Source organism: Novosphingobium sp. (genome assembly GCF_041905565.1).
Lineage (GTDB): Bacteria > Pseudomonadota > Alphaproteobacteria > Sphingomonadales > Sphingomonadaceae > Novosphingobium.
On sequence record NZ_JAYRKX010000005.1, the window covers coordinates 165,042 to 186,550 of the forward strand.

Sequence of the window (21,509 nt, forward strand, 5' to 3'; positions counted from 1 at the left end):
CTGACCGGCAATATAGGAACTTAAGCCAGCCAGGGGAAGACCGGCAGATCCTTGGCCCGCAGCCATTCGGCATTGTAGAGCGTGGAGAGGTAGCGGAAGCCGGTATCGCACAGGATCGTCACCACCCGCGCATCCTCGCGTCCTTCGGCCACTAGCTGGCGGCCCAGTTCCACCGCCCCGGCCACGTTGATGCCCGATGACAGCCCCAGGCACAGCCCTTCCTCGCGCAGCAGGCGGCGGACCCATTCCAGCCCTTCCTCGTCGGAAATGCGGAACTGGATGTCGATCGGCGCGCCTTCGAGATTGGCAGTGATCCGGCCCTGCCCGATCCCTTCGGCGACCGAAGTGCCTTCGGCCTTGAGCTCGCCGTGGGCATAATAGTTGTACAGCGCCGCGCCGTGCGGATCGGTCAGCGCAATGCGGATGTTCTCGTCAAACGCCTTGAGGCCAAGGCCCACCCCGGCAATCGTCCCGCCAGTGCCCGCGGCACAGGTAAAGCCATCGATCCGTCCGCCCATCTGCTCCCAGATTTCAGGCGCGGTGCTTTCGATATGGGCCTTGCGGTTGGCGATGTTGTCGAACTGGTTCGCCCAGACCGCGCCTTCGGTTTCCTCGGCCAGACGGCGCGAGGTGTGGACGAAGTGGCCCGGATTGGAAAACGGCGCGGCCGGGACCAGCACCAGCTCCGCCCCCAGCGCGCGCAGCGTGTCCATCTTCTCGCGGCTTTGCGTTTCGGGCATGACGATGACCGTGCTGTAGCCCAGCGCATTGCCGACCAGCGCCAGCCCGATCCCGGTGTTGCCTGCCGTGCCCTCGACAATCGTCCCGCCGGGCTTCAGCGCGCCGCGCGCTTCGGCATCGCGCACGATCCACAGCGCGGCGCGGTCCTTGACCGAGGCACCGGGGTTGGCGAATTCGCACTTGCCCCACACTTCGCAGCCAGCCGCTTCGCTGGGTCCTTCAAGCAGGACGAGCGGGGTGTTGCCGATCAGGTCGAGCGTGTTGGTCTGGACAAGTGCAGTCATGTCGCAACAGCTAGGTGCACGAACGCCCAAGCGCAATGGATTTGCACTTGGGCGCGGTAAAGCTGAAGTGGGGGACAGGCCCCCACCCCTATCAATCTTCGGCGGCGATACGGACCTTCAGGCCGTCGAGCGCATCGTTGATGTGCAGCTGGCACGACAGACGCGAATTGGCTTCGCGGTGATCCGAGCTGTCGAGCAGGTCGTTTTCGTCTTCGCTCATCGGCTCCAGCTTGTCGGCCCAGGTGCCATCAACCACCACATGGCAGGTGGCGCAGCTGCAGCAGCCGCCGCACAGCGCCAGCATTTCGTCAAAACCCGCGTCGCGGATCGCTTCCATAACCGACAGGCCCGATGCGACATCGACAGCCTTTTCTTCACCCGCGCGATTGACGATAACCAGCTTCGGCATGTGCAAGATCCTCCGAGTGCGCGCCCTATCCGCGCTTTGCGGCGGCTGCTACTGTTTCGCCCACATTTTGGCAACAGGTGTGTGATGGGTCTTTCCGCTACGGCAATCAAACAGGGTCTCGACGCGGTCGCGGGGATCGAACCGGGCATCGCCCGCGCGCTGGCCGTGGCCGGCTATCCCGAGCCCCGCATCCGCGAGCGCGGCCACGCAACCATGATGCGCACCATCGTGGGCCAGCAGGTCAGCGTCGCCGCCGCCGCATCGATGTGGCGCAAGTTCGAGGCCTTTGCTGGTGCCGATCCCGATCCGCACCGCGTGCTGGACGCCGATTTCGACACCCTGCGCGCCTGCGGCCTGTCGCGCCAGAAGCAGGGCTACATGCGCTCACTGTGCGAGCTGGTGGTTTCGGGCGGGCTCGATTTCGATGCCCTGCCCGCCGATGACGAAGCCGCGATCGCGCTGCTGACCCAGATCAAGGGCATCGGCCGCTGGTCGGCCGAAATCTACTTGTTGTTCGCCGAGGGCCGTCCCGACATCTGGCCCGCCGGAGACCTGGCGGTGCAGGCGGGGCTCGCCAAACTGCTGGACCTGCCCGAGCGCCCCAGCGAAAAGGTCACCCGCCAATTGGCCGAGGCCTGGCGGCCGCACCGCGGCGCCACCGCGATTTTCACCTGGCATTGCTATAACAACCCGGCCCTGTAAGCAGTGCTGACAGCAATGTAAGCACGATTCGGGAGGGGCCTGTGGCGAGCCACAAGACGATTTTCATCACCGGCGGGGCATCGGGGATCGGCCGCGCCGTAGCGCAGAAATTCGGCCGCGAAGGCTGGTTCGTGGGACTGGCCGACATCAACGAAAGCGGGATGAAGGAAACCGCCGCCCTGCTGCCGGCTGGCAAGAGCAGCGTGCACAAGCTGGACGTGCGCGACCGCGAGGCATGGGACGCGGCGCTGGAGGCCTGCGCTGCGGCGAGCGGCGGGAAAATCGACGTAGTGTTCAACAACGCCGGCATCCCCATCGGCGGCGCGCTGATCGATTGCACCACCGCCGAAATCGACCGCACGGTCGATATCAACATGAAGGGCGTGCTCTATGGCGCGCAGGCGGCGCACAAGTGGCTGAAGGCCAGCGCGCCGGGTTCCTGCCTGCTGAGCACCGCCAGCGCGGCGGGGATCTATGGCTCGCCCGGCGCGTCGGTCTATGCCGCGACCAAGTTCGGCGTGCGCGCGCTGACCGAGGCGCTGGACGGCGAATGGTATGCCGACGGGATCAAGGTGGCCGACCTGATGCCCGGCTTCATCGACACCCCCTTGCTCGACATCACCCCCAACAAGGCGACCAACCAGCCGATCCGCGACCGCGTGGCCGAAAGCGGGCTGGAACTGACCCCGGTGGCCGATGTCGCCCAGACGGCCTGGGACGCGGTCCACGGCGACAAGCTGCACAACCTGGTCGGCAAAACCGCCCGCTCGGTCAGCTTCGCGGCGCGGTGGATGCCCGGCACCCTGCGCAAGCGGATGCGCACCGGCTTTCGCGCCCTGGGCGACTAGGCGTAGGCGGCGATAGCCCGCACCATCGCCGCATCGCGCGCCGACAGGCCATCGGCGTCGTGCGTGGTCAGGGTAATTTCGACCCGGTTGTAGACGTTGAACCATTCGGGATGGTGGTCGGCCTTGTCGGCATAGAGCGCGACGCGAGTCATGAAACCGAAGGCCGCGTTGAAATCGGCAAAGGTGAAGGTCCGTTCCAGCGCCTTGCCATCGGCACGCAGCCGCCATTCGGGCGCCTGCGCCAGCAGGGCGTCAAGTTCGGCTTGGGTCAGGCGGGGAATGGTCACGGGGCATGCTCTCCTTGGCAGGCGGACAGCTTTCCCCTATCGCGCCGTGCCATGCAAGAGTGCCGCCTGACAGCTTCGGACATTGCCTGCCGCAAGGGCGACCGGCTGCTGTTCGCGCGCCTGTCGTTCGCGCTGGCCCCGGGGCAGGCCCTGCAGCTGACCGGATCGAACGGCATCGGCAAGAGCAGCCTGATGCGGATCCTGGCGGGACTGGCCCCGGCCTTCGCCGGCACGGTGGAACGCGTGGGCACGGTGGCGCTGGTGGACGAGCGCCCGGCGCTTGACCCGCACCAGCCGCTGGGCGCGGCGCTGGCCTTCTGGCGGCGGATCGACGGGCCGGGCGATGCGCAGCTGGCACGGCTTGGCATCGCCGGGCTGGAGGATGTGCCGGTGCGTTACCTGTCGACCGGACAGAAAAAGCGCGCCGCGCTCGCCCGCCTGCTCGGCCAGGAAGCGCCGCTGTGGCTGCTGGACGAACCGCTCAACGGCCTCGACACGCGAGGGGTGGCATTGGTGCAGGACCTGGCGGCGGAACACTGCCGCGCGGGCGGGATCTGCGTGATCGCCTCGCACCAGCCGTTCGCCCTGCCCGGCATGGCCCAGCTCGAACTCAGGGACTTCGCGGCATGAGCGGGCCGCTGTTCACTCTGCTCCGGCGCGACCTGGCGCAATTGCTGGCGGGCGGGCGGCGCGGCGGGGCCGTGCTGCCGGTGCTGTTCTTCCTTGCCGTGGCGATGCTCTATCCCTTTGCTGTCGGGCCGGACGCGCCGGTGCTGGCGCGGACCGGCGGCGGAGTGATCTGGGTCGCGGCCCTGCTCGCGGCGATCCTCCCGCTCGACCGCTTGATCGAGCCGGACCTCGAACTCGGCATGTTCGACCAGTGGGCGCTGCGCGGGATTTCGGAAGAACTGGTGGTCGCGGTGCGGGTGCTGGCCCACTGGCTCAGCTTCGGCCCGCCGCTGATGCTGGCCGCCCTGCCCGCCAGCGCACTGGTCGGGATCGATGGCGCGACCTTGCGCACGGTCGAGATCGGCCTGCTCGCGGGAACGCCGGGTCTGGCGGCGCTGGGCGTGATGGTCGCCGCGCTGACCGCCGGCCTGCGCGGCGGCGCCGCGCTGGGCGGCTTGCTGGTGATCCCGCTGGCCGTGCCCTTGCTGGTGTTCGGCGCGGGCAGCCTGGCCACGGGCGGCGCCTCGGGCATCGCGCTGACCGGCGCGGTCAGTCTGGTGCTGCTGGCCATCGCGCCGTTTGCCGCAGGAGCCGCGATCCGGGCGGGTCGCGGCTAAGCGTTTCTTGTCAGGTGCGCTGATCGCCTCCGCGATCAGCTTGGCCTGGCCGGCCTGCTCCCCCGGCCCGACCACCCGTTCAAGGTACCCTGTGGGTGGTCGGGCCGGGGGAGCGGGCCGGCCAGGCCAGGAAAAGCCGGATGGCCTTTCCGCACCACTCAATACGGCGGCTTGTGGAGGCCCTTGGGGCTTTCGGTGAAAATCTCGCAGCCCGTTTCGGTAATCCCGATCGAATGTTCGAACTGGGCGGACAGCGAACGGTCGCGCGTCACCGCGGTCCAGCCATCGTCCAGCATCTTCATCCCCGGCTTGCCCAGGTTGATCATCGGTTCGATGGTGAAGAACATCCCCGGCCGCAGTTCCGGGCCGGTCCCGGCGCGGGCGGCGTGGACCACTTCGGGCGCGTCATGGAACAGGCGGCCCAGGCCATGCCCGCAGAATTCGCGCACCACGCCGTAACGGTGACGTTCGGCGTGTTGCTGGATCGCGGCACCGATATCGCCCAGCCGCGCGCCGGGCCTGGCCTGTTCGATCCCGATCATCAGGCATTCGTAAGTCACGTCGACCAGCCGCCGCGCCTTGATCGGTACGTCGCCGACCAGGTACATCCGGCTGGAATCGCCGTGCCAGCCATCCAGCAGCGGGGTCACGTCGATATTGATGATGTCGCCGTCCTTCAGCACCCGGTCGCCCGGAATGCCGTGGCAGATGACCTGGTTGATCGAGGTGCAGCATGAATGCTGGAAGCCGCGATAGCCCATGGTCGCCGGCACGGCGCCGCCATCCAGCGTCATTTCGCGCACCAGGTCGTCGATCTGGCCGGTGGTCACCCCCGGCTGGACGAACGGCGCCAGCGCATCGAGGATTTCCGCCGCCAGCCGTCCGGCCTTGCGCATGCCTTCGAAAGCCGCCGGGCCGTGCAGCTTGATCGTGCCGTCGCGCAGCTGCACGTCGCCGTCTTCTACCGTCTGATACTGGGTCATGCCGCGCATATAGCGACTGCTTCGCAATAATGCGAGCCTTGCCGCAATGCGCGCGCCGGGTCTAAGGCTGGGGGATGAGCGACAAGCATGCCCTGATCCAGCCCGACAAGGGCCAGCCCGCCACCGCAATCCACCTTGTCGACAAGGCTGGTCTGTCCGACTTCATCAAGGGCCTGTCCGCCCCGCAGCGCGCCGCGCTGGCCGCGCAGAAGTTCGAAGGCGATGGCTATACCTATGCCATCCTGCCCGATGGCGATCACTGGCTGGTGGTGTCGGGCGTCGCCAATGTGAACAGCCTGTCGAGCTGGTGCATGGCCAAGCTGGCCGAAGTGCTGCCGCCCGGCACCTATCGCCGCGCCGGGGGCGAGCCGGGTCCGGCGCTCCATGGCTGGGTGACCGGCCAGTACAAGTTCGACCGCTACCGCTCCGACCCCGGCGAGGACGGGCCGCGCGTGCTGCTGACCAAGGATGTCGGCGCGATTGACGCCGCCCTGGCCGAGGCCGCCGCCACCGCGCTGGTGCGTGATCTGGTCAACACCCCAGCCGAAGACATGGGCCCCGCCCAGCTTGAGCATGAGGCGCAGTTGATCGCCAAGGCCCAAGGCGCGGAATTCAAGGTGACGCACGGCGACGCGCTGGAACGCGGCTTTCCGATGGTCCACGGCGTCGGCCGGGCGGCGGCGCGCAGCCATGCCCCGCGCATGATCGAGCTGCACTGGGGCGATCCAGCCCACCCGCGCATCGCGCTGGTCGGCAAAGGCGTGTGCTTCGATTCCGGCGGGCTGGACATCAAGCCCGGCGCCGGGATGCTGCTGATGAAGAAGGACATGGGCGGCGCGGCCCACGCGCTTGCCCTGGCCAAGCTGGTCATGCAGGCGCGGCTGAAAGTGCGGCTGCACCTGCTGATCCCGGCGGTGGAGAACGCGATTTCCGGCAATGCCTTTCGCCCCGGCGACGTGCTGCGCAGCCGCAAGGGGCTGACGGTGGAAATCGGCAACACCGATGCCGAAGGCCGCCTGGTGCTGGGCGATGCGCTGACCCGCGCGGGCGAGGAGAACCCCGAGCTCGTGATCGACTTCGCCACCCTGACCGGCGCGGCGCGCGTGGCCGTGGGGCCGGACCTGCCCGCCCTGTTCACCCGCCGCGACGAGACGGCGGACGAAATGCTCAAATGCGGCGCGGCGAGCGACGACAAGTGCTGGCGCCTGCCGCTGTTCGATGGCTACCGGGAATACCTGAAAAGCGACGTGGCCGACATTTCAAACAACAGCTCGAACGGCTTTGCCGGCGCCTCGGTCGCCGCGCTGTTCCTCGACCGCTTCCTGCCCGAAGGCGTGGACTGGGCGCATTTCGACACTTTCGCCTGGCGCCCGGCGGCCAAGCCCGGCCGGCCCAAGGGCGGCGACGCGCTGGGCCTGCGCGCGGCCTGGGGTCTGCTGAAGGGGCGGTATGGCGCGGCCTGAGCACGGCTGGCGCGGCGGCTGCGGCAATGATATGAAAGACGGCTAACTGTGGGGATCCGCACAATGAACACCTTTTCGCAGGGCCTGCTGGGCGCCCATCCGTCTGCCTGGCGCAAGCTGGTGTGGGGCGGCGCGGCCGCTGTAATGGCGATCCCCGTCACGCTGCGACTGACCGTGGCCGAAATGGCCTGGGACGGGTTCGATTTCGCCGTGTTCGGCGCGATGCTGTTGCTGGCCGGGCTGGCGTTTGAACTGGTCCTGCGCTTTGCCGGGGCGAGCATCTGGTCGGTGCTGGCAGCCCTCCTGTCAATCGGCGGGGCTTTCCTGATGGTCATGGCCAACCTGGCCGTCGGGATCGTCGGGAACGAAGGCAATCCGATCAACCTGGTGTTCTTCGCGCTGCTTGGCGCAGGCGCGCTCGGCGCCATCGCGGTGCGGCTGCGCGCGGCCGGGCTGGCCCGGGTGCTGACGCTGATGGCGGCCGGACAGGCGCTGCTGGGCATCGCCCTGGCGCTCGGCGGGATCGCCTATCTCCCGGTGTTCACGGCCGTGTTCGTCGCCATCTGGCTGGGGGCGGCGGCGCTGTTCCGCAAAGCCGCACGGCAGGCGGGCCAATGGATGGCTTGATAGCGGGGCCAACCGGCGCTAATCGCCCGGTCTTCGTATTCGAGGGGCACGCAGATTTGACCGCCAGCGCCATTCCGACCGGCCAGTTTTCCCTGTCGGGGCCAAGCGTAAAGCTTGACGCCGCGCACTGGCCCGTGCGCGGGGACCTGGCGCATGTCCGGCTGGCCGGCAAGGTGTTCGTGCCGCACTATGCCGTGCCGATGGAACGCGCGGTGGTGGCTGACGGCGCGCCGCTGCTGGCCGCGAACAAGGCCGATGCCGAGGTGCGCGAGCAGCTGGCCGGCGGCACCCTGTTCAACGTGCTCGACATTACCGGCGGCTGGGCCTGGGGCCAGGTCGGCGACGACGGGTTCGTCGGCTATCTGCCGGTCACGGCGCTGGAAGAACGACGAAGCTGACGCGGTAGCCGCGCCGGTGCGGGGCTGCCGCTGCTGATTGCCGCGTGATCCTGCCTGCCCGCCGCGCGAACTGGCGCCGGGCCACCGAACGAAAGTGATGCCATGCCGCACAAGGTCTTTATCGATGGCGCCGCCGGAACCACCGGCCTGGAAATTGTCGAGCGCCTGAGCCCTCGCAGCGAATTCGAGCTGATCGTGCTCGACGATGAACAGCGCAAGAGCGCGCAGGCCCGGCGCGATGCCTATCACGCCGCCGATTTCGCCGTGCTGTGCCTGCCCGATGATGCCGCGATCGAAGCGGTCGCCCTGGCCGAGGGCAGCGCGGTGCGGATCGTGGACGCCAGCAGCGCGCACCGCGTCGCTGCGGGCTGGACCTACGGCTTTCCCGAATTGACCGGGCGCGATGCCGTGGCCGCGGCCAGCCGCGTATCGAACCCGGGGTGCTATCCCACCGGGTTCATCGCCCTGCTCGCCCCGCTGGTCCGCGCCGGGCTGCTGCCCGCCGACTGGCCCTATACCTGCCACGCGGTGTCCGGCTATTCCGGCGGCGGCAAGGCGCTGATCGCCCGGTTCGAGGACGATACCGACATCGCCTTTCGCGACTATGGCATGACCATGGGGCACAAGCACGTGCCCGAAATGCGCCAGTATGCCGGGCTTGCCCATGCGCCGCTGTTCGCCCCGGCGGTGATCCCGGCGCATCGCGGCATGGTGGTCGAAGTGCCGCTGCACCTGTCGCTGATGGCAAAGTCCGCCCCGCCCCAGGCGCTGCACGATTGCCTGGCCGCGTTCTATGCCGGCAGCCGCGTAGTGACCGTCAGCGACGAGCTGCCCGACGAAGTGCTGCTGCGCCGCTCGATGCAACCCAGCGACCGGCTGGAACTGTTCGTCTATGGCGCCAAGGATGGCTCGCAGGCGCGGCTGGTCGCACGGCTCGACAACCTGGGCAAGGGGGCGAGCGGGGCTGCGGTGCAGAGCCTGAACCTGATGGCCGGGCTAGACGAGATCGCCGGACTGGCGCTCTAGCCAAGCGGCGCCCTGCCTATAAATTAGGCAGGGCCTGCCAAAAAAACAGGCAAGCACAGCGCGGCAAGCGCGAACAATTCTTAGTGTCGCGTGGCATCGCAAGCACCAAATGTTGCGATTCCGCCCTTTTCCGCGTGCCCGCAATCGCCTAGTGCCGGGATATCGCTGCTGGCACGATTCTTGATAGAGTGGTGGCGTGGCGTTTGGATCACCGGGCCGCGCGCAGAGCGGTTCCGGTTGAATGCGCAGGGGACAGGTAGACGTGAAAAAGATCGAAGCGATCATCAAGCCCTTCAAGCTCGACGAGGTGAAGGAAGCGCTGCACGAAGTGGGCGTGTCCGGCATCACCGTGACCGAAGCCAAGGGTTTTGGCCGCCAGAAGGGCCATACCGAGCTGTATCGCGGCGCCGAATACGTGGTCGACTTCCTGCCCAAGGTGAAGCTTGAAGTCGTGGTTCCCGACGCGCTGGCCGAACGCACGGTCGAAGCGATCGCCGGCGCGGCCCAGACCGGGCGCATCGGTGACGGCAAGATTTTCGTCATTCCCATCGAAAGCGCACTGCGCATCCGCACCGGGGAACGCGACGACGACGCAATCTGATCCGGCGCTGCCGGTCAGCCAACCATCCAACCATCAATCAGCAATGCCCCCGGGTCCGGGGTGCCAGGAAAGGCGAAAAATGAGCAAGGCCAAGGACATCATCAAGCGGATCAAGGAAGAAGAGATCGAATGGGTCGATCTGCGCTTCACTGACCCCAAGGGCAAGTGGCACCACCTGACCATGGTCTCGTCGGTGATGGGCGAGGACGAGCTGGAAGACGGCCTGATGTTCGACGGTTCGTCGATCGACGGCTGGAAGGCGATCAACGAATCCGACATGATCCTGAAGCCGGACCTGGATTCGGTCTACATCGATCCGTTCAGCGCCACCCCGATGATGATCATCACCTGCGACATCGTCGAACCCTCGACCGGCGACCTCTATGGCCGCGACCCGCGTTCAACCGCGAAGCGCGCCGAAGCCTACCTCAAGAGCACCGGCATCGGCGACACCGTCTATGTCGGCCCGGAAGCCGAATTCTTCGTCTTCGACGACGTGCGCTACTATGACGGCTACGATGGCAACGGCTTTAAGATCGACGACATCGAACTGCCGACCAATTCGAACACCAAGTACGAAGCCGGCAACCTCGGGCACCGCCCGCGCGCCAAGGGCGGCTACTTCCCGGTGGCCCCGGTCGACAGCCTGGTCGACGTGCGTGCGGAAATGGTCACCACCATGCTCGAAATGGGCCTGCCCTGCGACAAGCACCACCACGAAGTGGCCTCGGCGCAGCACGAACTGGGCATGACCTTCGGCACGCTGGTCGAAACCGCCGACCGCATGCAGGTCTACAAGTATGTCGTGCACCAGGTCGCCCAGGCCTATGGCAAGACCGCGACGTTCATGCCCAAGCCGATCATGAAGGACAACGGCTCGGGGATGCACACGCACATCTCGATCTGGAAGGAAGGCAAGCCGCTGTTCGCCGGTAACGGCTATGCCGGCCTGTCGGACATGTGCCTGTACTTCATCGGCGGCGTGATCAAGCACGCCAAGGCCCTGAACGCTTTCACCAACCCGACCACCAACAGCTACAAGCGCCTGGTCCCGGGTTACGAAGCGCCGGTGCTGCTGGCCTATTCGGCCCGCAACCGTTCGGCCTCGTGCCGCATTCCGTACGGCGCGGGCGACAAGGCGAAGCGCGTGGAATTCCGTTTCCCCGACGCGATGGCCAACCCCTACCTGTGCTATGCCGCGCTGTTCATGGCCGGGCTCGACGGGATCCAGAACAAGATCCACCCGGGCGAAGCGATGGACAAGAACCTTTACGATCTGCCGCCGGCCGAACTGGCCCAGGTGCCGACCGTGTGCGGTTCGCTCCGCGAAGCACTGGAATGCCTTGAAGCCGATCACGAATTCCTGCTCAAGGGCGGCGTGTTCACCAAGGACCAGATCGAAAGCTACATCGAAATCAAGTGGCCGGAAGTGCTGCGTTGGGAAACCACCCCTTCGCCGGTCGAATTCGACATGTACTACAGCGCCTGACTTCGCGACCCGGTCAGGAACTGCATGGGAGGCGTCCGGAGCGATCCGGGCGCCTCTTTTGCATCCAGCCCATGGCTGCGCCCGGTCAGGCGGCGCGAACGCTGCGTCCGCGGCGCTGATCGGCAGTTCGTGCGGCACTGGCGGTGGGCGCGCACTCGGCCAGCAGCGCGCCGAATTCCGCGGCGGACATCGGCCGGTGGAACAGGAAGCCCTGGATCAATTCGCACCCGGCCGCGCGCACCAGTTCGCTTTGCAGCGGGGTTTCCACCCCTTCGGCCACGGTCAGAGTGTCGAGGCTTTGCCCCAGCGCGACGATCGCCTTCAGGATGGCATGGGCGTTGAGGTCGTTCTCGATGTTCTGGACGAAGCTGCGATCGATCTTGATCCGGTCGAATTCGAAAGCGCGCAGGTAGCTGAGGCTGGAATAGCCGGTGCCGAAATCGTCGAGCGCCACGCCGAAGCCCATCGCCTTGAGCCCTTCGAGCACGGCGAACACGCCGGTGCCGCGTTCCATCAGCACCCCTTCGGTCACTTCGAAAGTGATCCCGCGCGGATCGACCCGCAGTTCCCGGACCAGCACGGCCAGGTCATCGAGGAACCCCCGCGCCGACAGCTGGAGCGGCGAAAGGTTGATCGATATCTCCACATCGGGCCAGGCGCGGCGCTGTTCGAACACCCGGCCGATGATCCACCAGCCCAGCAGCGGCATCAGCCCGGCCTGTTCGGCCACCGGCACGAACAGCGCGGGGCTGAGCGAACCCAGCTCGGGATGGTCCCAGCGCAGCAGGGCTTCCGCGCCGCAGATCCGCCCATCTTCCGACGCGACGACCGGCTGGTAGGCCAGCGACAGGCTGTTGGCCTGCAGCGCCTTGCGCAGTTCCAGTTCCAGCAGCAGGCGGCGGCGCACGGTCCCTTCCATCTCGCGCGTGAAGGCGCGCCAGCGCCCCCGGCCGCGCTGCTTGGCCCGGAACAGCGCGATATCCGCGTTGCGCAGCAGGTCTTCGGCGGTCAGCCCCTGTTCGGGCGCCCAGCTGATCCCGCAGGATGCGGTGACATCGATGATCCGCCCGTCGATGTTGAACGGCGCCGCGAACAGCGCCATCAGATCCTGCCCCAATTGGCTGATCCCGCCCTGGCCCTGCGCGCCGCGGCGCAAGACCACGAATTCGTCGCCCCCCAGCCGCGCGATCAGGTCGGTCGCGGGCAACTGGCGGCGGGCCCGGTCTGCCACCTGGCGGACCAGCGCATCGCCGGCCGGATGGCCCAGCGTATCGTTGATGAACTTGAAGTGGTCGAAATCAAGGAACGCCACGGCCACGGCCCGCCCCTTGCGCCGCACCAGTCCCGTCAGCTCCTGGTCCAGCCGCGTGATGAAGTAGCTTCGGTTGGGCAGCCCGGTCATCTCGTCGTGCCGGGCCTCGTGCAGGGCCTGGGCCTCGCGCAGCCGCAGGCGGTGCATCGCGGTGCGCAGCATCTTGATCACGTTGGCGCCGCCCAGCAGCAGCGCGACCAGGAAGATCAGGTAGGCGAGGAACAGCGGCCGGATGCGATCGCGCACCATCTCGCTGCGCAGCACGGTGTGCCATTCCAGCCAGCCAACCGTGCGGCCATCGCCGCGGATCAGCGGCAGGCTGTTGCGCTGCCCATCCTGCGCGCCGCCCTTCGCCAGCGAGACGCCAGGCAGCATCAGGTCCGCGCTGAGGCCTTGCAGGTAGGCCGCATCGATCATCCTGACCGCGACCAGGTGGTTGGGCGTGCGGGTCAGCAATCCATAACTGTCATCAGGCAGGATCGAGACCACCGACAGCACCGCCGGACGATCGCCGATCCGGACCAGCGAGTAGCCCCAGCGGGTCAGCGGCCGTCCCCGCGCGTCGAGCGGCCAGGCCGTGTCGGCCAGCTGCCGGGATCCCGCCACGGCGCCGAATACCGTGCCGTTCTGGCCCATGCGCACCAGCTCGCGCTGGACCTGAGCCTGCACCCAGGCATAGCCCGCGTCGCTGGCTGGCCGGCCCCGCTCCCAGCTGCGCAAGGCCCGGCCGCCGGGATCGACCACATAGAGCCGCTCGTAACCGAAGTTGGTCCACAGGAATTCGCCGATATAGGCATCGGTCCAGGCACTATCGGGCGCGCCCCGACCCATCGCGCGAAAGGCATCGTCCCAGGTCAGCTGCACTTTCAGCTGCGCGATCGAGGCCTGGGCCTGGCGTTCGATATAGTTGCCGACCAGCTGCTGTTCGCGCTGCTGGTCGAGCCGGTCGACGAACCCGGTCGAGGCGCGAAAGCCCACGGCCAGCAGCAGCGAAATCGCCACGAGCGAGATCAGCAGGGTCGCGACGACCTTGCCGGCCCCCACTTCCTTCAAGGCCAGCCGCATCAGCCGCCGCCTGGCAAGATCCCAATGCCCCATGCAGGACTTGCCATACGGAATTCAGGTTAAGGAAGCTTTGTCAGGTTAACTGACGTTCAACCATAGAAAAATATGGTTTTCCTACAAGGACTAACCGTGCCTAATGTCCCGGCCTCTCGAATCGCGAAAGGCACTGCCCATGGACATGGACTTCGATTTCTTCGCCGCGCTGCGCCGGATGAAGGCGCCCGAGACCGAGCCGCAAACCGTTTCGCAAGCCGGCCCGCAGGCCGTGGCCGCGCCGGCTCCCGCCATGCCGGCCCGTATATCCGCAGCCGGCCTTGCGCTGATCAAGCGGTTCGAAGGCTGCGCCCGCGCCCGCGCCGATGGCCGCTTCGAAGCCTATCCCGATCCCGCGACCGGCGCTGCGCCGTGGACCATCGGCTGGGGCGCGACCGGGCGCGGCATCGGCCCCGGCACGGTCTGGACCCGGGCCGAATGCGATGCCCGGCTGGAACGCGATCTGGAACGCTTCGCCCGCGACGTCGTCCGGGCGGTCGGCCAGGCCGCGACCAGCCAGGCCCAGTTCGATGCCCTGGTCAGCTTTCACTACAACACCGGGGCCATTGCCCGCGCCACGCTGACCCGGCTGCACAAGGCGGGCGACCACGCCGGGGCCGCTGCCGAATTCGGCAAATGGGTCAACGCCGCGGGCAAGCGCATGACCGGCCTGGTCCGCCGCCGCGCCGCCGAAGCCGCGCTCTATCGCCAGCAGGCCTGAACCACTGGCAGCGCGGCGGCAATCGGCCAGCCGCCGCCGCGCCACCACCCGTCGAAAGATGAACAATTCCGTCAGTAATACTGACAAATTGCATCTTGCAATCTGTTTCGCCAGCACCGACATACCGGCAGTTAATCGCACCATTAAAGGGAGATTCGCGATGCGCGAGAGGCTGCAGCACTATATCGACGGCAAGTGGGTGGACAGCGAAGGCGGCGTCCGCCGCGAAGTGATCAACCCGGCCACGGAAGAACCCTGCGCGGTCATCACCGTCGGCACCAAGGCCGATGTCGACAAGGCGGTTGCCGCCGCCCGCCGCGCCTTCAAGACCTGGAGCCAGACGACCCGCGAAGAACGCCTCGCCGTGCTGAACCGGATCGTCGAGGAATACAAGAAGCGCGCCGGCGACCTCGCCGTGGCCATGGCCGAGGAAATGGGCGCGCCCGTCTCGTTCGCCGGCACTGCGCAGGTTGGCGCGGGCATCGGCGGGTTCCTGGGCACCATCGCCGCGCTGCAGAACTTCAATTTCCTCGAAGACGGCCCGGGCTACAAGGTGGCCTATGAACCGATCGGCGTGGTCGGCATGATCACCCCGTGGAACTGGCCGCTCAACCAGATCGCGCTCAAGGTCGCCCCGGCGCTCGCCGGCGGCAACACCATGGTGCTCAAGCCGTCGGAAGAATGCCCGACCAACGCGGCGATCTTTGCCGAAATCCTGGACGCGGCGGGCGTGCCGCCGGGCGTGTTCAACCTGGTCCAGGGCGATGGCCCGACCACCGGCAACGCCATTTCCAGCCACCCCGACGTCGAAATGGTCAGCTTCACCGGCTCGACCCGAGCCGGGATCGCCGTGGCGATTGCCGCCGCGCCGACCGTGAAGCGCGTTCACCAGGAACTGGGCGGCAAGTCGCCGAACCTGGTCCTGCCCGATGCCGATTTCGCCGCGACCCTGCCGTCCACCCTGTCGGGCCCGCTGGTCAACACCGGCCAGTCGTGCATTTCGCCGACCAAGGTGCTGGTCCCGCGCGAGCGCATGGGTGAAGCCGAAGCTTTCGCCAAGGCGATGTATTCGGCCACCCCGGTGGGCGATCCGATGCAGGAAGGCAATCACCTGGGTCCGGTGGTCAACAAGGCCCAGTTCGACAAGGTGCGCGGCCTGATCCAGTCGGCGATCGACGAAGGCGCCAAGCTGGTCACCGGCGGCCCCGACCTGCCGAGCAACGTCAACCGCGGCTACTACATCCAGCCGACCGTGTTCTCCGACGTGACGCCCGACATGCGCATCGCCAAGGAGGAAATCTTCGGCCCGGTGATCACGCTGATGGCCTATGACAGCCTCGACCAGGCGATCGACATGGCCAACGACACCGAATACGGCCTGTCGGCCGCCATTTCGGGCGATCCGGCCAAGGCCGCCCCGGTTGCCGCCAAGCTGCGCGCCGGCATGGTCGCGATCAACAACTGGGGCCCCACCCCGGGCGCGCCGTTCGGCGGCTACAAGCAGTCGGGCAATGGCCGCGAAGGCGGCCTGGCCGGGCTCAAGGACTTCATGGAAATGAAGGCGATCTCGGGCCTGCCGGCCTGATTTCGAGCGTCAATCGCTGATTGAACCAGCCCCCTTCCCGCCTCGGCGGGGAGGGGGTTTGCTGTTGCGGGATTCGGACAAGCAAGCAGCGCGGCAACGCGGCAGGCGCGTTCAGCCGTAGTGGTACTGGTCGTGCTGGCCGTGGGCGCCGTCCTTGGTGCTGCCGTCGATCGGCAGGGCCTCGGTCCGGCGCATCGCTGCGGCCTTGGCGATCAGGGCGTCCTGCTGCTCGTCGGTGAAGCGGGTCCAGCCCTCGCGGGTCAGCCGTTCGAGCGGGCGGTAGCGCACCTTGTACTGCATCCGCGCCGATCCATCGACCCAGTAACCCAGGTAGACATAGGGCAAGCCGATCTCTTCCGCGCGGCGGATGTGATCGAGGATGATATAGTTGCCCAGCCCCGAACGGCCCGCGTGGTCCGGTTCATAGAAGCTGTAGATCATCGACAGCCCATCGCCCTGCCGGTCGGTCAGGCAGGCGCCGACCAGGCGGCCCGGCGTGCCATCGGCATTGGGTTCGCGGTATTCGATGACATAGCTGTCGACCGGCGTGTGTTCCACCATGTCGGCGAAATCGACCTCGTCCATGCTGGCCATGCCGCCGCCGGGATGGCGCACGCCCAGATAGCGTTGCAGCAGCTCGAACTGTTCGGCGGTGGACCAGGGCCGGCACATTGTGGCGATCAGGTCGGAATTGCGGCGCAGCGCCTTGCGCTGGGTGGCCGAGGGGCGAAATTCAGCCGCCGCCACCCGCACCGACACGCAGGCCGTGCAATCGGCACAGCTGGGACGATAGGCCACCGTCTGGCTGCGGCGAAAGCCGATCCGGCCGAGCGCATCGTTGAGCTCGTCGGCGTGGGGGCCCTTCAGCTCGGTGAACACCTTGCGCTCGCTCCGCCCAGGCAAATAGGGGCACGGCGCGGGGCTCGTGACGAAGAACCGGGGGAAGCGAACGGGTGCCGTCACGGGCGATCCATATCCTTAATTTCGGACTACCCGGACCTTATGCCCACGCGTGGCGCGCGTTGAAAGAACTTTAACCACGAAACATGGTTGCCAAAGTCTGAATTTGCACAGGCGCACGCATTCCCGCCGGGCGGGCAGCGCAAAACGGGACAGGCGGTGCTGGCTTAGTTAAGCTCGACGGAATCCACCGCGTAACCCTTTTCCCGCAGGCTCTCGATCAGCGCTTCGAGCTGGTCGCGGTCGCGCGCCTCGCACTCGATGTCGGTGATCAGCCCCTTGGCGGGCAGGTGGGTGAAGATCCGCTGGTGGTAGATCTCGATGATGTTGACGTTGTGCGCGTCGAATTCGCGCATCACCTTGAACAGCGCGCCGGGGCGGTCCTGCAGGGTCAGCCGCAGCCGCGCCAGGCGGCCTTCGCGGGCCAGGTCGCGCAGCAGCACGTTGGCCAGCAGGCGCGTGTCGATATTGCCGCCGGTGATCGGGATGCCGATCTTGCGCCCCTTGAACCGCGCCGGGTGCGACAGCACCGCTGCCAGCCCCGCCGCGCCCGCGCCTTCGGCCACGGTCTTTTCGATCTGCAGCAGCAGCGAAACGGCGCGTTCCAGCGCGCTTTCGCTGACCAGCACCATGTCATCCAGCAGGCGGCGCAGCACCAGCGAGGTGAATTCCCCCGGCTCCTTCACCGCGATGCCTTCGGCCAGGGTATCCCCGCCGCACGGCAGCTCGTTGTGCTTGAGCCGGTTGTACATCGAGGGGAACAGCTCCGCCTCGACCCCGATCAGGGCGATGTCGGGCTTGATCGCGCGGGCCGCCGTGCCCATGCCCGAGGCGAGCCCGCCCCCGCCCACCGGCAGCACTAGCATGTCGAGTTCCGGCACCTGCTCCAGCATTTCCAGCGCCACGGTGCCCTGGCCGGCAGCGACGTGCGGATCGTCGAACGGGTGGACGAAAGTCAGCCCCAGTTCGCCTTCCAGCTGGCGGGCATGGTCGGACGCCTCGTCAAAGGTTTCGCCGTGCAGCACAACCTTGCCGCCCAGCACCTGGGTCTGCTGCACTTTCACCGTCGGCGTGGTGCGCGGCATGACGATGGTGACCGGAATGCCCAGCCGCGTGCCGTGATAGGCCAGGCCCTGCGCATGGTTGCCGGCAGACGCCGCGATCACGCCGCGATTGGCCTGTTCGCCGCCCAGCAGCAGCATCGCGTTGAGCGCCCCGCGCTCCTTGTAAGCCGCGGTAAACTGAAGGTTTTCGAACTTGAGCCAGATATCGGCCCCGGTGATCTGCGACAGGGTGCGGCTGTAATCCATCGCGGTGCGCACCACCGCGCCTTCAATGCGCTGGGCTGCCGCGCGCACGTCGTCGATGGTCAGCAGCGAAGCCGTGTCCGGCACGGCGGATGGATTGGTGGCAGTCATGACCCCGGCGCCCTATCGGAAAGCGCGCGCCCTTGCAAACCGCCAGCGCGGGCACGGCCGGCCCGCCGCATGGTTACGCGCGTTTAACCATGCTTGTTTCCCCTATCCTTATGCGCAGCCTGCATAAGCGGGGCCGGGTCGTTCAGGGGCAGCCGCAGGCTTGCCCCGGGGGAGAACGCATGTCGGCCCAATCCAGAATTGCCGCGAGCGGCCTGATCGCCGCCGCCCTGCTGGCCCCGGCCAGCGCCCGGGCCGCCACCGCGCAGACCGGCACGGCCCAGGCCCAGGTGCTGGAGACGATCCAGTTCGCGGTGCTGCTCGACATGAATTTCGGCCGGGTGGCGCTGCGCGACAACGTCAACGGCGGCATCGTGGTGATCGATCCGGCCACCACCGGGCGCAACTGCGATGCGGCGCTGGTCTGCGCGGGCAGCTTTGCCGCCTCGCAGCTGGAACTGAGCGGGTCCGATGCCGACGTGCAGGTCACTTTCGACCCCACTTTCGAGCTTACCGGGCCGGGCGCGCCGATCGCGGCCGAACCGCATTTTCCCGGCGGATCGGGCACGGTGGTGCGGATCAGCGGCGGACGCACCGTGGTCAAGCTGGGGGCGCGGCTCCACGTCAATCCCAACCAGGCGCCGGGCGTCTACACCGGGCAGTTCAGCGTCAATCTCGAATACTATTGAGGGGTGCAATCTGCCGCCCAAGCCGATAGAGCTTGGCGCATGAGCGAAGCCAAGAACGTATCCTTCCTGGGCCTGGGCGTGATGGGCGGGGCAATCGCCCGCCACATCGGCAATGCCGGACACCGCCTGACCGTGTTCAACCGCACCCCGCAGCGCGCCGAAAAGTGGCGCGCGGCCAATCCGCAGATCGACGTGCGGATCGTCTCCAGCCCGGCCGAAGCCGCCGATGGGGCCGACGTGGTGCTGACCTGCGTCGGCAACGACGATGACCTGGCAGACGTGGTGCTGGGCCCGACCGGCGTGTTCACCACGCTGAAGCCCGGCGCGGTGTTCATCGATCACACCACGGTCAGCGCGCGGATCGCCCGCCAGATCGCGGTCGAGGCGCGCGACCTTGAAGTGCACTGTGTCGATGCGCCGGTCAGCGGCGGGCAGGCGGGCGCGGAAAACGGCCAGCTTTCGATCATGTGCGGCGGGCGTGCCGATGCGGTCGCGGCGGCGACCCCGATCATGCAGGCCTATGCCAAGCGGATCGTCCACGTGGGCAAGGCGGGCGCCGGGCAATCGACCAAGATGGTCAACCAGATCGCCTTTTCCGGCATCCTCGCCACCCTGTCCGAAGCGCTGCGCTTTGCCGAGGCGGCGCATCTCGATCTCGACAAGGTGTACGAGGCGATTTCCGGCGGCGCTTCGCAAAGCTGGCAGATGGACAACCGCTGGCACACCATGGCGCGCGACGAATTCGACTTCGGCTTCGCGATCGACTGGATGCGCAAGGACCTGGGCCTGACGCTGGAGGAAGGCCGCTCGCTGGGCGTGTCGCTGCCGGTGACCGCGCTGATCGACCAGTTCTATGCCGAAGTGCAGGCGATGGGCGGCGGCCGGCAGGATACCAGCGCGCTGGTGCGCCGCCTGCCCCGCCGGGTGAAGCAGTGAGGGCACTGGCCGCAGGCGCGGCGCTGATCGCGCTCGCTTCCCCTGCACTCGCCGATACGCTGGTCGACAATGTCGATGGCGTGACGCTGGATGCAACCGGCGGGATCGATCATTTCACCGGCCTGGTGGTGGGCGACGATGGCCGCATCGTCCAGGTGCTGCGCCGGGGCGATCCGCGCCCGGGCAAGGTCGATTACCTGGTCGATGGCAAGGGCCGCGTCCTGATGCCCGGCCTGATCGACAGCCACGCCCACGTCATGGGAGTCGGCTTTGCCGCGCTGACGCTGGACCTGTCGGAAACCAGATCGCTGGCCGAAGCCCAGGCCAGGATCGCCGCCTATGCCCGCCAGCATCCCGACCGCCCATGGATCCTGGGGCGCGGCTGGAACCAGGAACTGTGGGGCCTGGGCCGCTTTCCCACGGCGGCGGAACTGGACGCAGTGGTGGCGGACAAGCCGGTCTGGCTGACCCGGGTGGACGGCCACGCCGGCTGGGCCAACAGCCGCGCGCTGGCCGCCGCGGGCGTTACCGCGCTGAGCAAGGACCCGGCCGGGGGCAAAATCCAACGCATCGCGCCGGGCGGCAAGCCCGCCGGGGTGCTGGTCGATGCCGCAACCGCGCTGGTCGAACGCAAGATCCCCTCGCCCCGACCCGAAGACCGCGACCTCGCCCTGGCCAAGGCGCAGGACCTGCTGCTGGCGCGCGGGGTGACCGCCGTCGCCGACATGGGCACCACGATCGAGGATTGGCAGGCCTATCGCCGCGCTGGCGATACCGGCGCGCTGCGCATCCGCATCATGGCCTATGCCGGCGGGACCGAGGCGATGGAACTGATCGGCGGCCCCGGCCCCTCGCCGTGGCTCTATGACGAACGGCTGCGGCTGAACGGCGTGAAGCTCTATGCCGATGGCGCGCTGGGATCGCGCGGGGCCAGCCTCAAGGCGCCCTATGCCGATGCCCCGGGCACCAGAGGCCTGCGCATCACCGCCGATACCGCGCTCAAGAACATGATGAGCCGCGCCGCGCTCGACAAGTTCCAGGTCGCCGTCCACGCCATCGGCGATGAAGCCAACGCCGCCGTGCTCAGCGCGGTCGAGGATCTGGCGCAGACCTACAAGGGTGACCGGCGCTGGCGGATCGAACATGCCCAGGTGATCGACCCGGCGGACATTCCGCGCCTTGGCAAGCTGGGGGTGATCGCCTCGATGCAGCCGGTCCACCAGACCAGCGACCGGACCATGGCCGAAGCCCGGCTTGGCCCGGCACGGCTGGCGGGCGCCTATGCCTGGAAAAGCGTGCAGGCCGGCGGCGCAAAGCTGGTCTTCGGCTCGGACGCGCCGGTTGAACTGCCCGATCCCTTTGCGGGGCTGGCGGCGGCGGTGACCCGGCAGGGGCCGGACGGTCAGCCGTTCGGCGGCTGGCAGCCGCAGGAACGCGTCACGCGCGAGGAAGCGCTCGCCGCCTATACGGTGAACGGGGCCTATGCCGGGTTTGCCGAAGGCCGCTTTGGCCGGCTGGTGCGCGGCGAGCGCGCCGATTTCCTGCTGGTTGACCGCGATCCGCTGCTGACCGCGCCCAGCGAGCTGCGCGAAACGAAAGTGCTGCAGGCCTGGGTGAACGGCCGGCTGGCCTGGGAAGCGAAGTAAGGC

At 67.5% G+C, this 21,509-nt stretch carries 22 protein-coding genes; 15 read left to right on the forward strand and 7 right to left on the reverse strand.

Translation table 11 applies throughout. The features are described from left to right. Nucleotides 1-20: 20 nt before the first annotated feature. Both ACE3N9_RS06155 and ACE3N9_RS06160 read right to left on the reverse strand, forming a co-directional pair. Entirely contained in the window at nucleotides 21-1,025 is a 1,005-nt protein-coding gene (locus tag ACE3N9_RS06155) for a cysteine synthase A (protein WP_374281915.1), read from the reverse strand. A 91-nt stretch (nucleotides 1,026-1,116) separates the two neighbouring features. Continuing rightward, the gene (locus tag ACE3N9_RS06160; RefSeq protein ID WP_374281917.1) at nucleotides 1,117-1,434 is read right to left on the reverse strand and encodes a 2Fe-2S iron-sulfur cluster-binding protein; all 318 of its coding nucleotides are present in this window, start codon (nucleotides 1,432-1,434) and stop codon (nucleotides 1,117-1,119) included. An 84-nt stretch (nucleotides 1,435-1,518) separates the two neighbouring features. On the opposite strand from ACE3N9_RS06160, the gene ACE3N9_RS06165 reads away from it, so the two are divergent. Both ACE3N9_RS06165 and ACE3N9_RS06170 read left to right on the forward strand, forming a co-directional pair. Next, a complete protein-coding gene (locus ACE3N9_RS06165; protein ID WP_374281919.1) occupies nucleotides 1,519-2,136 on the forward strand; it encodes a DNA-3-methyladenine glycosylase in 618 nt (205 codons plus the stop codon). 41 nt (nucleotides 2,137-2,177) lie between these two features. Beyond that, on the forward strand, nucleotides 2,178-2,984 hold the full coding sequence (locus tag ACE3N9_RS06170) for an SDR family oxidoreductase (protein ID WP_374281921.1): 807 nt from the start codon (nucleotides 2,178-2,180) through the stop codon (nucleotides 2,982-2,984). Here ACE3N9_RS06170 and ACE3N9_RS06175 read toward each other — a convergent pair. Further along, nucleotides 2,981-3,271 carry a 4a-hydroxytetrahydrobiopterin dehydratase gene (locus ACE3N9_RS06175; RefSeq protein WP_374281923.1) on the reverse strand — a complete coding sequence of 97 codons (291 nt, stop codon included), beginning with the start codon at nucleotides 3,269-3,271 and terminating at the stop codon, nucleotides 2,981-2,983. The two genes, ACE3N9_RS06170 and ACE3N9_RS06175, sit on opposite strands and share 4 nt — an antisense overlap. A gap of 51 nt (nucleotides 3,272-3,322) precedes the next feature. Here ACE3N9_RS06175 and ccmA point away from each other — a divergent pair, with 51 nt between their 5' ends. Together ccmA and ACE3N9_RS06185 are read left to right on the forward strand one after the other, a co-directional pair. Beyond that, complete coding sequence (gene ccmA / locus ACE3N9_RS06180; protein ID WP_374281925.1) at nucleotides 3,323-3,901, forward strand: heme ABC exporter ATP-binding protein CcmA; 579 nt, start codon at nucleotides 3,323-3,325, stop codon at nucleotides 3,899-3,901. Next, entirely contained in the window at nucleotides 3,898-4,557 is a 660-nt protein-coding gene (locus ACE3N9_RS06185) for a heme exporter protein CcmB (RefSeq protein WP_374281927.1), read from the forward strand. The genes ccmA and ACE3N9_RS06185 overlap by 4 nt, the downstream gene beginning before the upstream one ends. A gap of 158 nt (nucleotides 4,558-4,715) precedes the next feature. Here ACE3N9_RS06185 and map read toward each other — a convergent pair whose 3' ends face one another. Next, complete coding sequence (gene map / locus ACE3N9_RS06190; protein ID WP_374281928.1) at nucleotides 4,716-5,540, reverse strand: type I methionyl aminopeptidase; 825 nt, start codon at nucleotides 5,538-5,540, stop codon at nucleotides 4,716-4,718. A gap of 74 nt (nucleotides 5,541-5,614) precedes the next feature. Between map and ACE3N9_RS06195 the strand changes: the two genes are divergently transcribed. The 6 genes from ACE3N9_RS06195 to glnA all read left to right on the forward strand — a co-directional run bounded on the left by ACE3N9_RS06195 (nucleotide 5,615) and on the right by glnA (nucleotide 11,144). Then, nucleotides 5,615-7,003 carry a M17 family metallopeptidase gene (locus ACE3N9_RS06195; RefSeq protein ID WP_374281930.1) on the forward strand — a complete coding sequence of 463 codons (1,389 nt, stop codon included), beginning with the start codon at nucleotides 5,615-5,617 and terminating at the stop codon, nucleotides 7,001-7,003. Nucleotides 7,004-7,066: 63 nt separating this feature from the next. Further along, nucleotides 7,067-7,630, forward strand: coding sequence for a hypothetical protein (locus ACE3N9_RS06200; protein WP_374281932.1), 564 nt, complete (start codon nucleotides 7,067-7,069; stop codon nucleotides 7,628-7,630). Nucleotides 7,631-7,686: 56 nt separating this feature from the next. Next, complete coding sequence (locus ACE3N9_RS06205; protein WP_374281934.1) at nucleotides 7,687-8,028, forward strand: SH3 domain-containing protein; 342 nt, start codon at nucleotides 7,687-7,689, stop codon at nucleotides 8,026-8,028. Between the two features lie 102 nt (nucleotides 8,029-8,130). Further along, nucleotides 8,131-9,054, forward strand: a complete 924-nt coding sequence (gene argC / locus ACE3N9_RS06210; protein ID WP_374281936.1) for an N-acetyl-gamma-glutamyl-phosphate reductase — start codon at nucleotides 8,131-8,133, stop codon at nucleotides 9,052-9,054. Between the two features lie 262 nt (nucleotides 9,055-9,316). Next, on the forward strand, nucleotides 9,317-9,655 hold the full coding sequence (locus ACE3N9_RS06215; protein ID WP_374281938.1) for a P-II family nitrogen regulator: 339 nt from the start codon (nucleotides 9,317-9,319) through the stop codon (nucleotides 9,653-9,655). A 79-nt stretch (nucleotides 9,656-9,734) separates the two neighbouring features. Continuing rightward, the gene (glnA, locus tag ACE3N9_RS06220; RefSeq protein WP_374281940.1) at nucleotides 9,735-11,144 is read left to right on the forward strand and encodes a type I glutamate--ammonia ligase; all 1,410 of its coding nucleotides are present in this window, start codon (nucleotides 9,735-9,737) and stop codon (nucleotides 11,142-11,144) included. 85 nt (nucleotides 11,145-11,229) lie between these two features. On the opposite strand, the gene ACE3N9_RS06225 is transcribed toward glnA, so the two are convergent. Continuing rightward, nucleotides 11,230-13,521, reverse strand: a complete 2,292-nt coding sequence (locus ACE3N9_RS06225) for a putative bifunctional diguanylate cyclase/phosphodiesterase (protein WP_374281942.1) — start codon at nucleotides 13,519-13,521, stop codon at nucleotides 11,230-11,232. A 172-nt stretch (nucleotides 13,522-13,693) separates the two neighbouring features. On the opposite strand from ACE3N9_RS06225, the gene ACE3N9_RS06230 reads away from it, so the two are divergent. Next, nucleotides 13,694-14,275, forward strand: a complete 582-nt coding sequence (locus ACE3N9_RS06230) for a lysozyme (RefSeq protein ID WP_374281944.1) — start codon at nucleotides 13,694-13,696, stop codon at nucleotides 14,273-14,275. A gap of 160 nt (nucleotides 14,276-14,435) precedes the next feature. Further along, nucleotides 14,436-15,860, forward strand: coding sequence for an aldehyde dehydrogenase family protein (locus ACE3N9_RS06235; RefSeq protein WP_374281946.1), 1,425 nt, complete (start codon nucleotides 14,436-14,438; stop codon nucleotides 15,858-15,860). 111 nt (nucleotides 15,861-15,971) lie between these two features. Here ACE3N9_RS06235 and ACE3N9_RS06240 read toward each other — a convergent pair whose 3' ends face one another. Both ACE3N9_RS06240 and ACE3N9_RS06245 read right to left on the reverse strand, forming a co-directional pair. Continuing rightward, on the reverse strand, nucleotides 15,972-16,823 hold the full coding sequence (locus ACE3N9_RS06240) for an arginyltransferase (protein WP_374281948.1): 852 nt from the start codon (nucleotides 16,821-16,823) through the stop codon (nucleotides 15,972-15,974). 164 nt (nucleotides 16,824-16,987) lie between these two features. After that, nucleotides 16,988-18,238: a threonine ammonia-lyase gene (locus ACE3N9_RS06245; protein ID WP_374281950.1), complete on the reverse strand. Its 1,251-nt coding sequence runs from the start codon at nucleotides 18,236-18,238 to the stop codon at nucleotides 16,988-16,990. 179 nt (nucleotides 18,239-18,417) lie between these two features. Here ACE3N9_RS06245 and ACE3N9_RS06250 point away from each other — a divergent pair, with 179 nt between their 5' ends. From ACE3N9_RS06250 to ACE3N9_RS06260, 3 genes are read left to right on the forward strand one after another with little or no spacing between them, the layout of a single operon-like run. After that, nucleotides 18,418-18,924 (forward strand): DUF4402 domain-containing protein, encoded by a 507-nt coding sequence (locus ACE3N9_RS06250; RefSeq protein ID WP_374281952.1) that lies wholly within the window; start codon nucleotides 18,418-18,420, stop codon nucleotides 18,922-18,924. 39 nt (nucleotides 18,925-18,963) lie between these two features. Continuing rightward, nucleotides 18,964-19,860, forward strand: coding sequence for an NAD(P)-dependent oxidoreductase (locus ACE3N9_RS06255; RefSeq protein WP_374281954.1), 897 nt, complete (start codon nucleotides 18,964-18,966; stop codon nucleotides 19,858-19,860). Continuing rightward, nucleotides 19,857-21,506, forward strand: coding sequence for an amidohydrolase (locus ACE3N9_RS06260; RefSeq protein WP_374281956.1), 1,650 nt, complete (start codon nucleotides 19,857-19,859; stop codon nucleotides 21,504-21,506). The genes ACE3N9_RS06255 and ACE3N9_RS06260 overlap by 4 nt, the downstream gene beginning before the upstream one ends. Nucleotides 21,507-21,509: the final 3 nt, after the last annotated feature.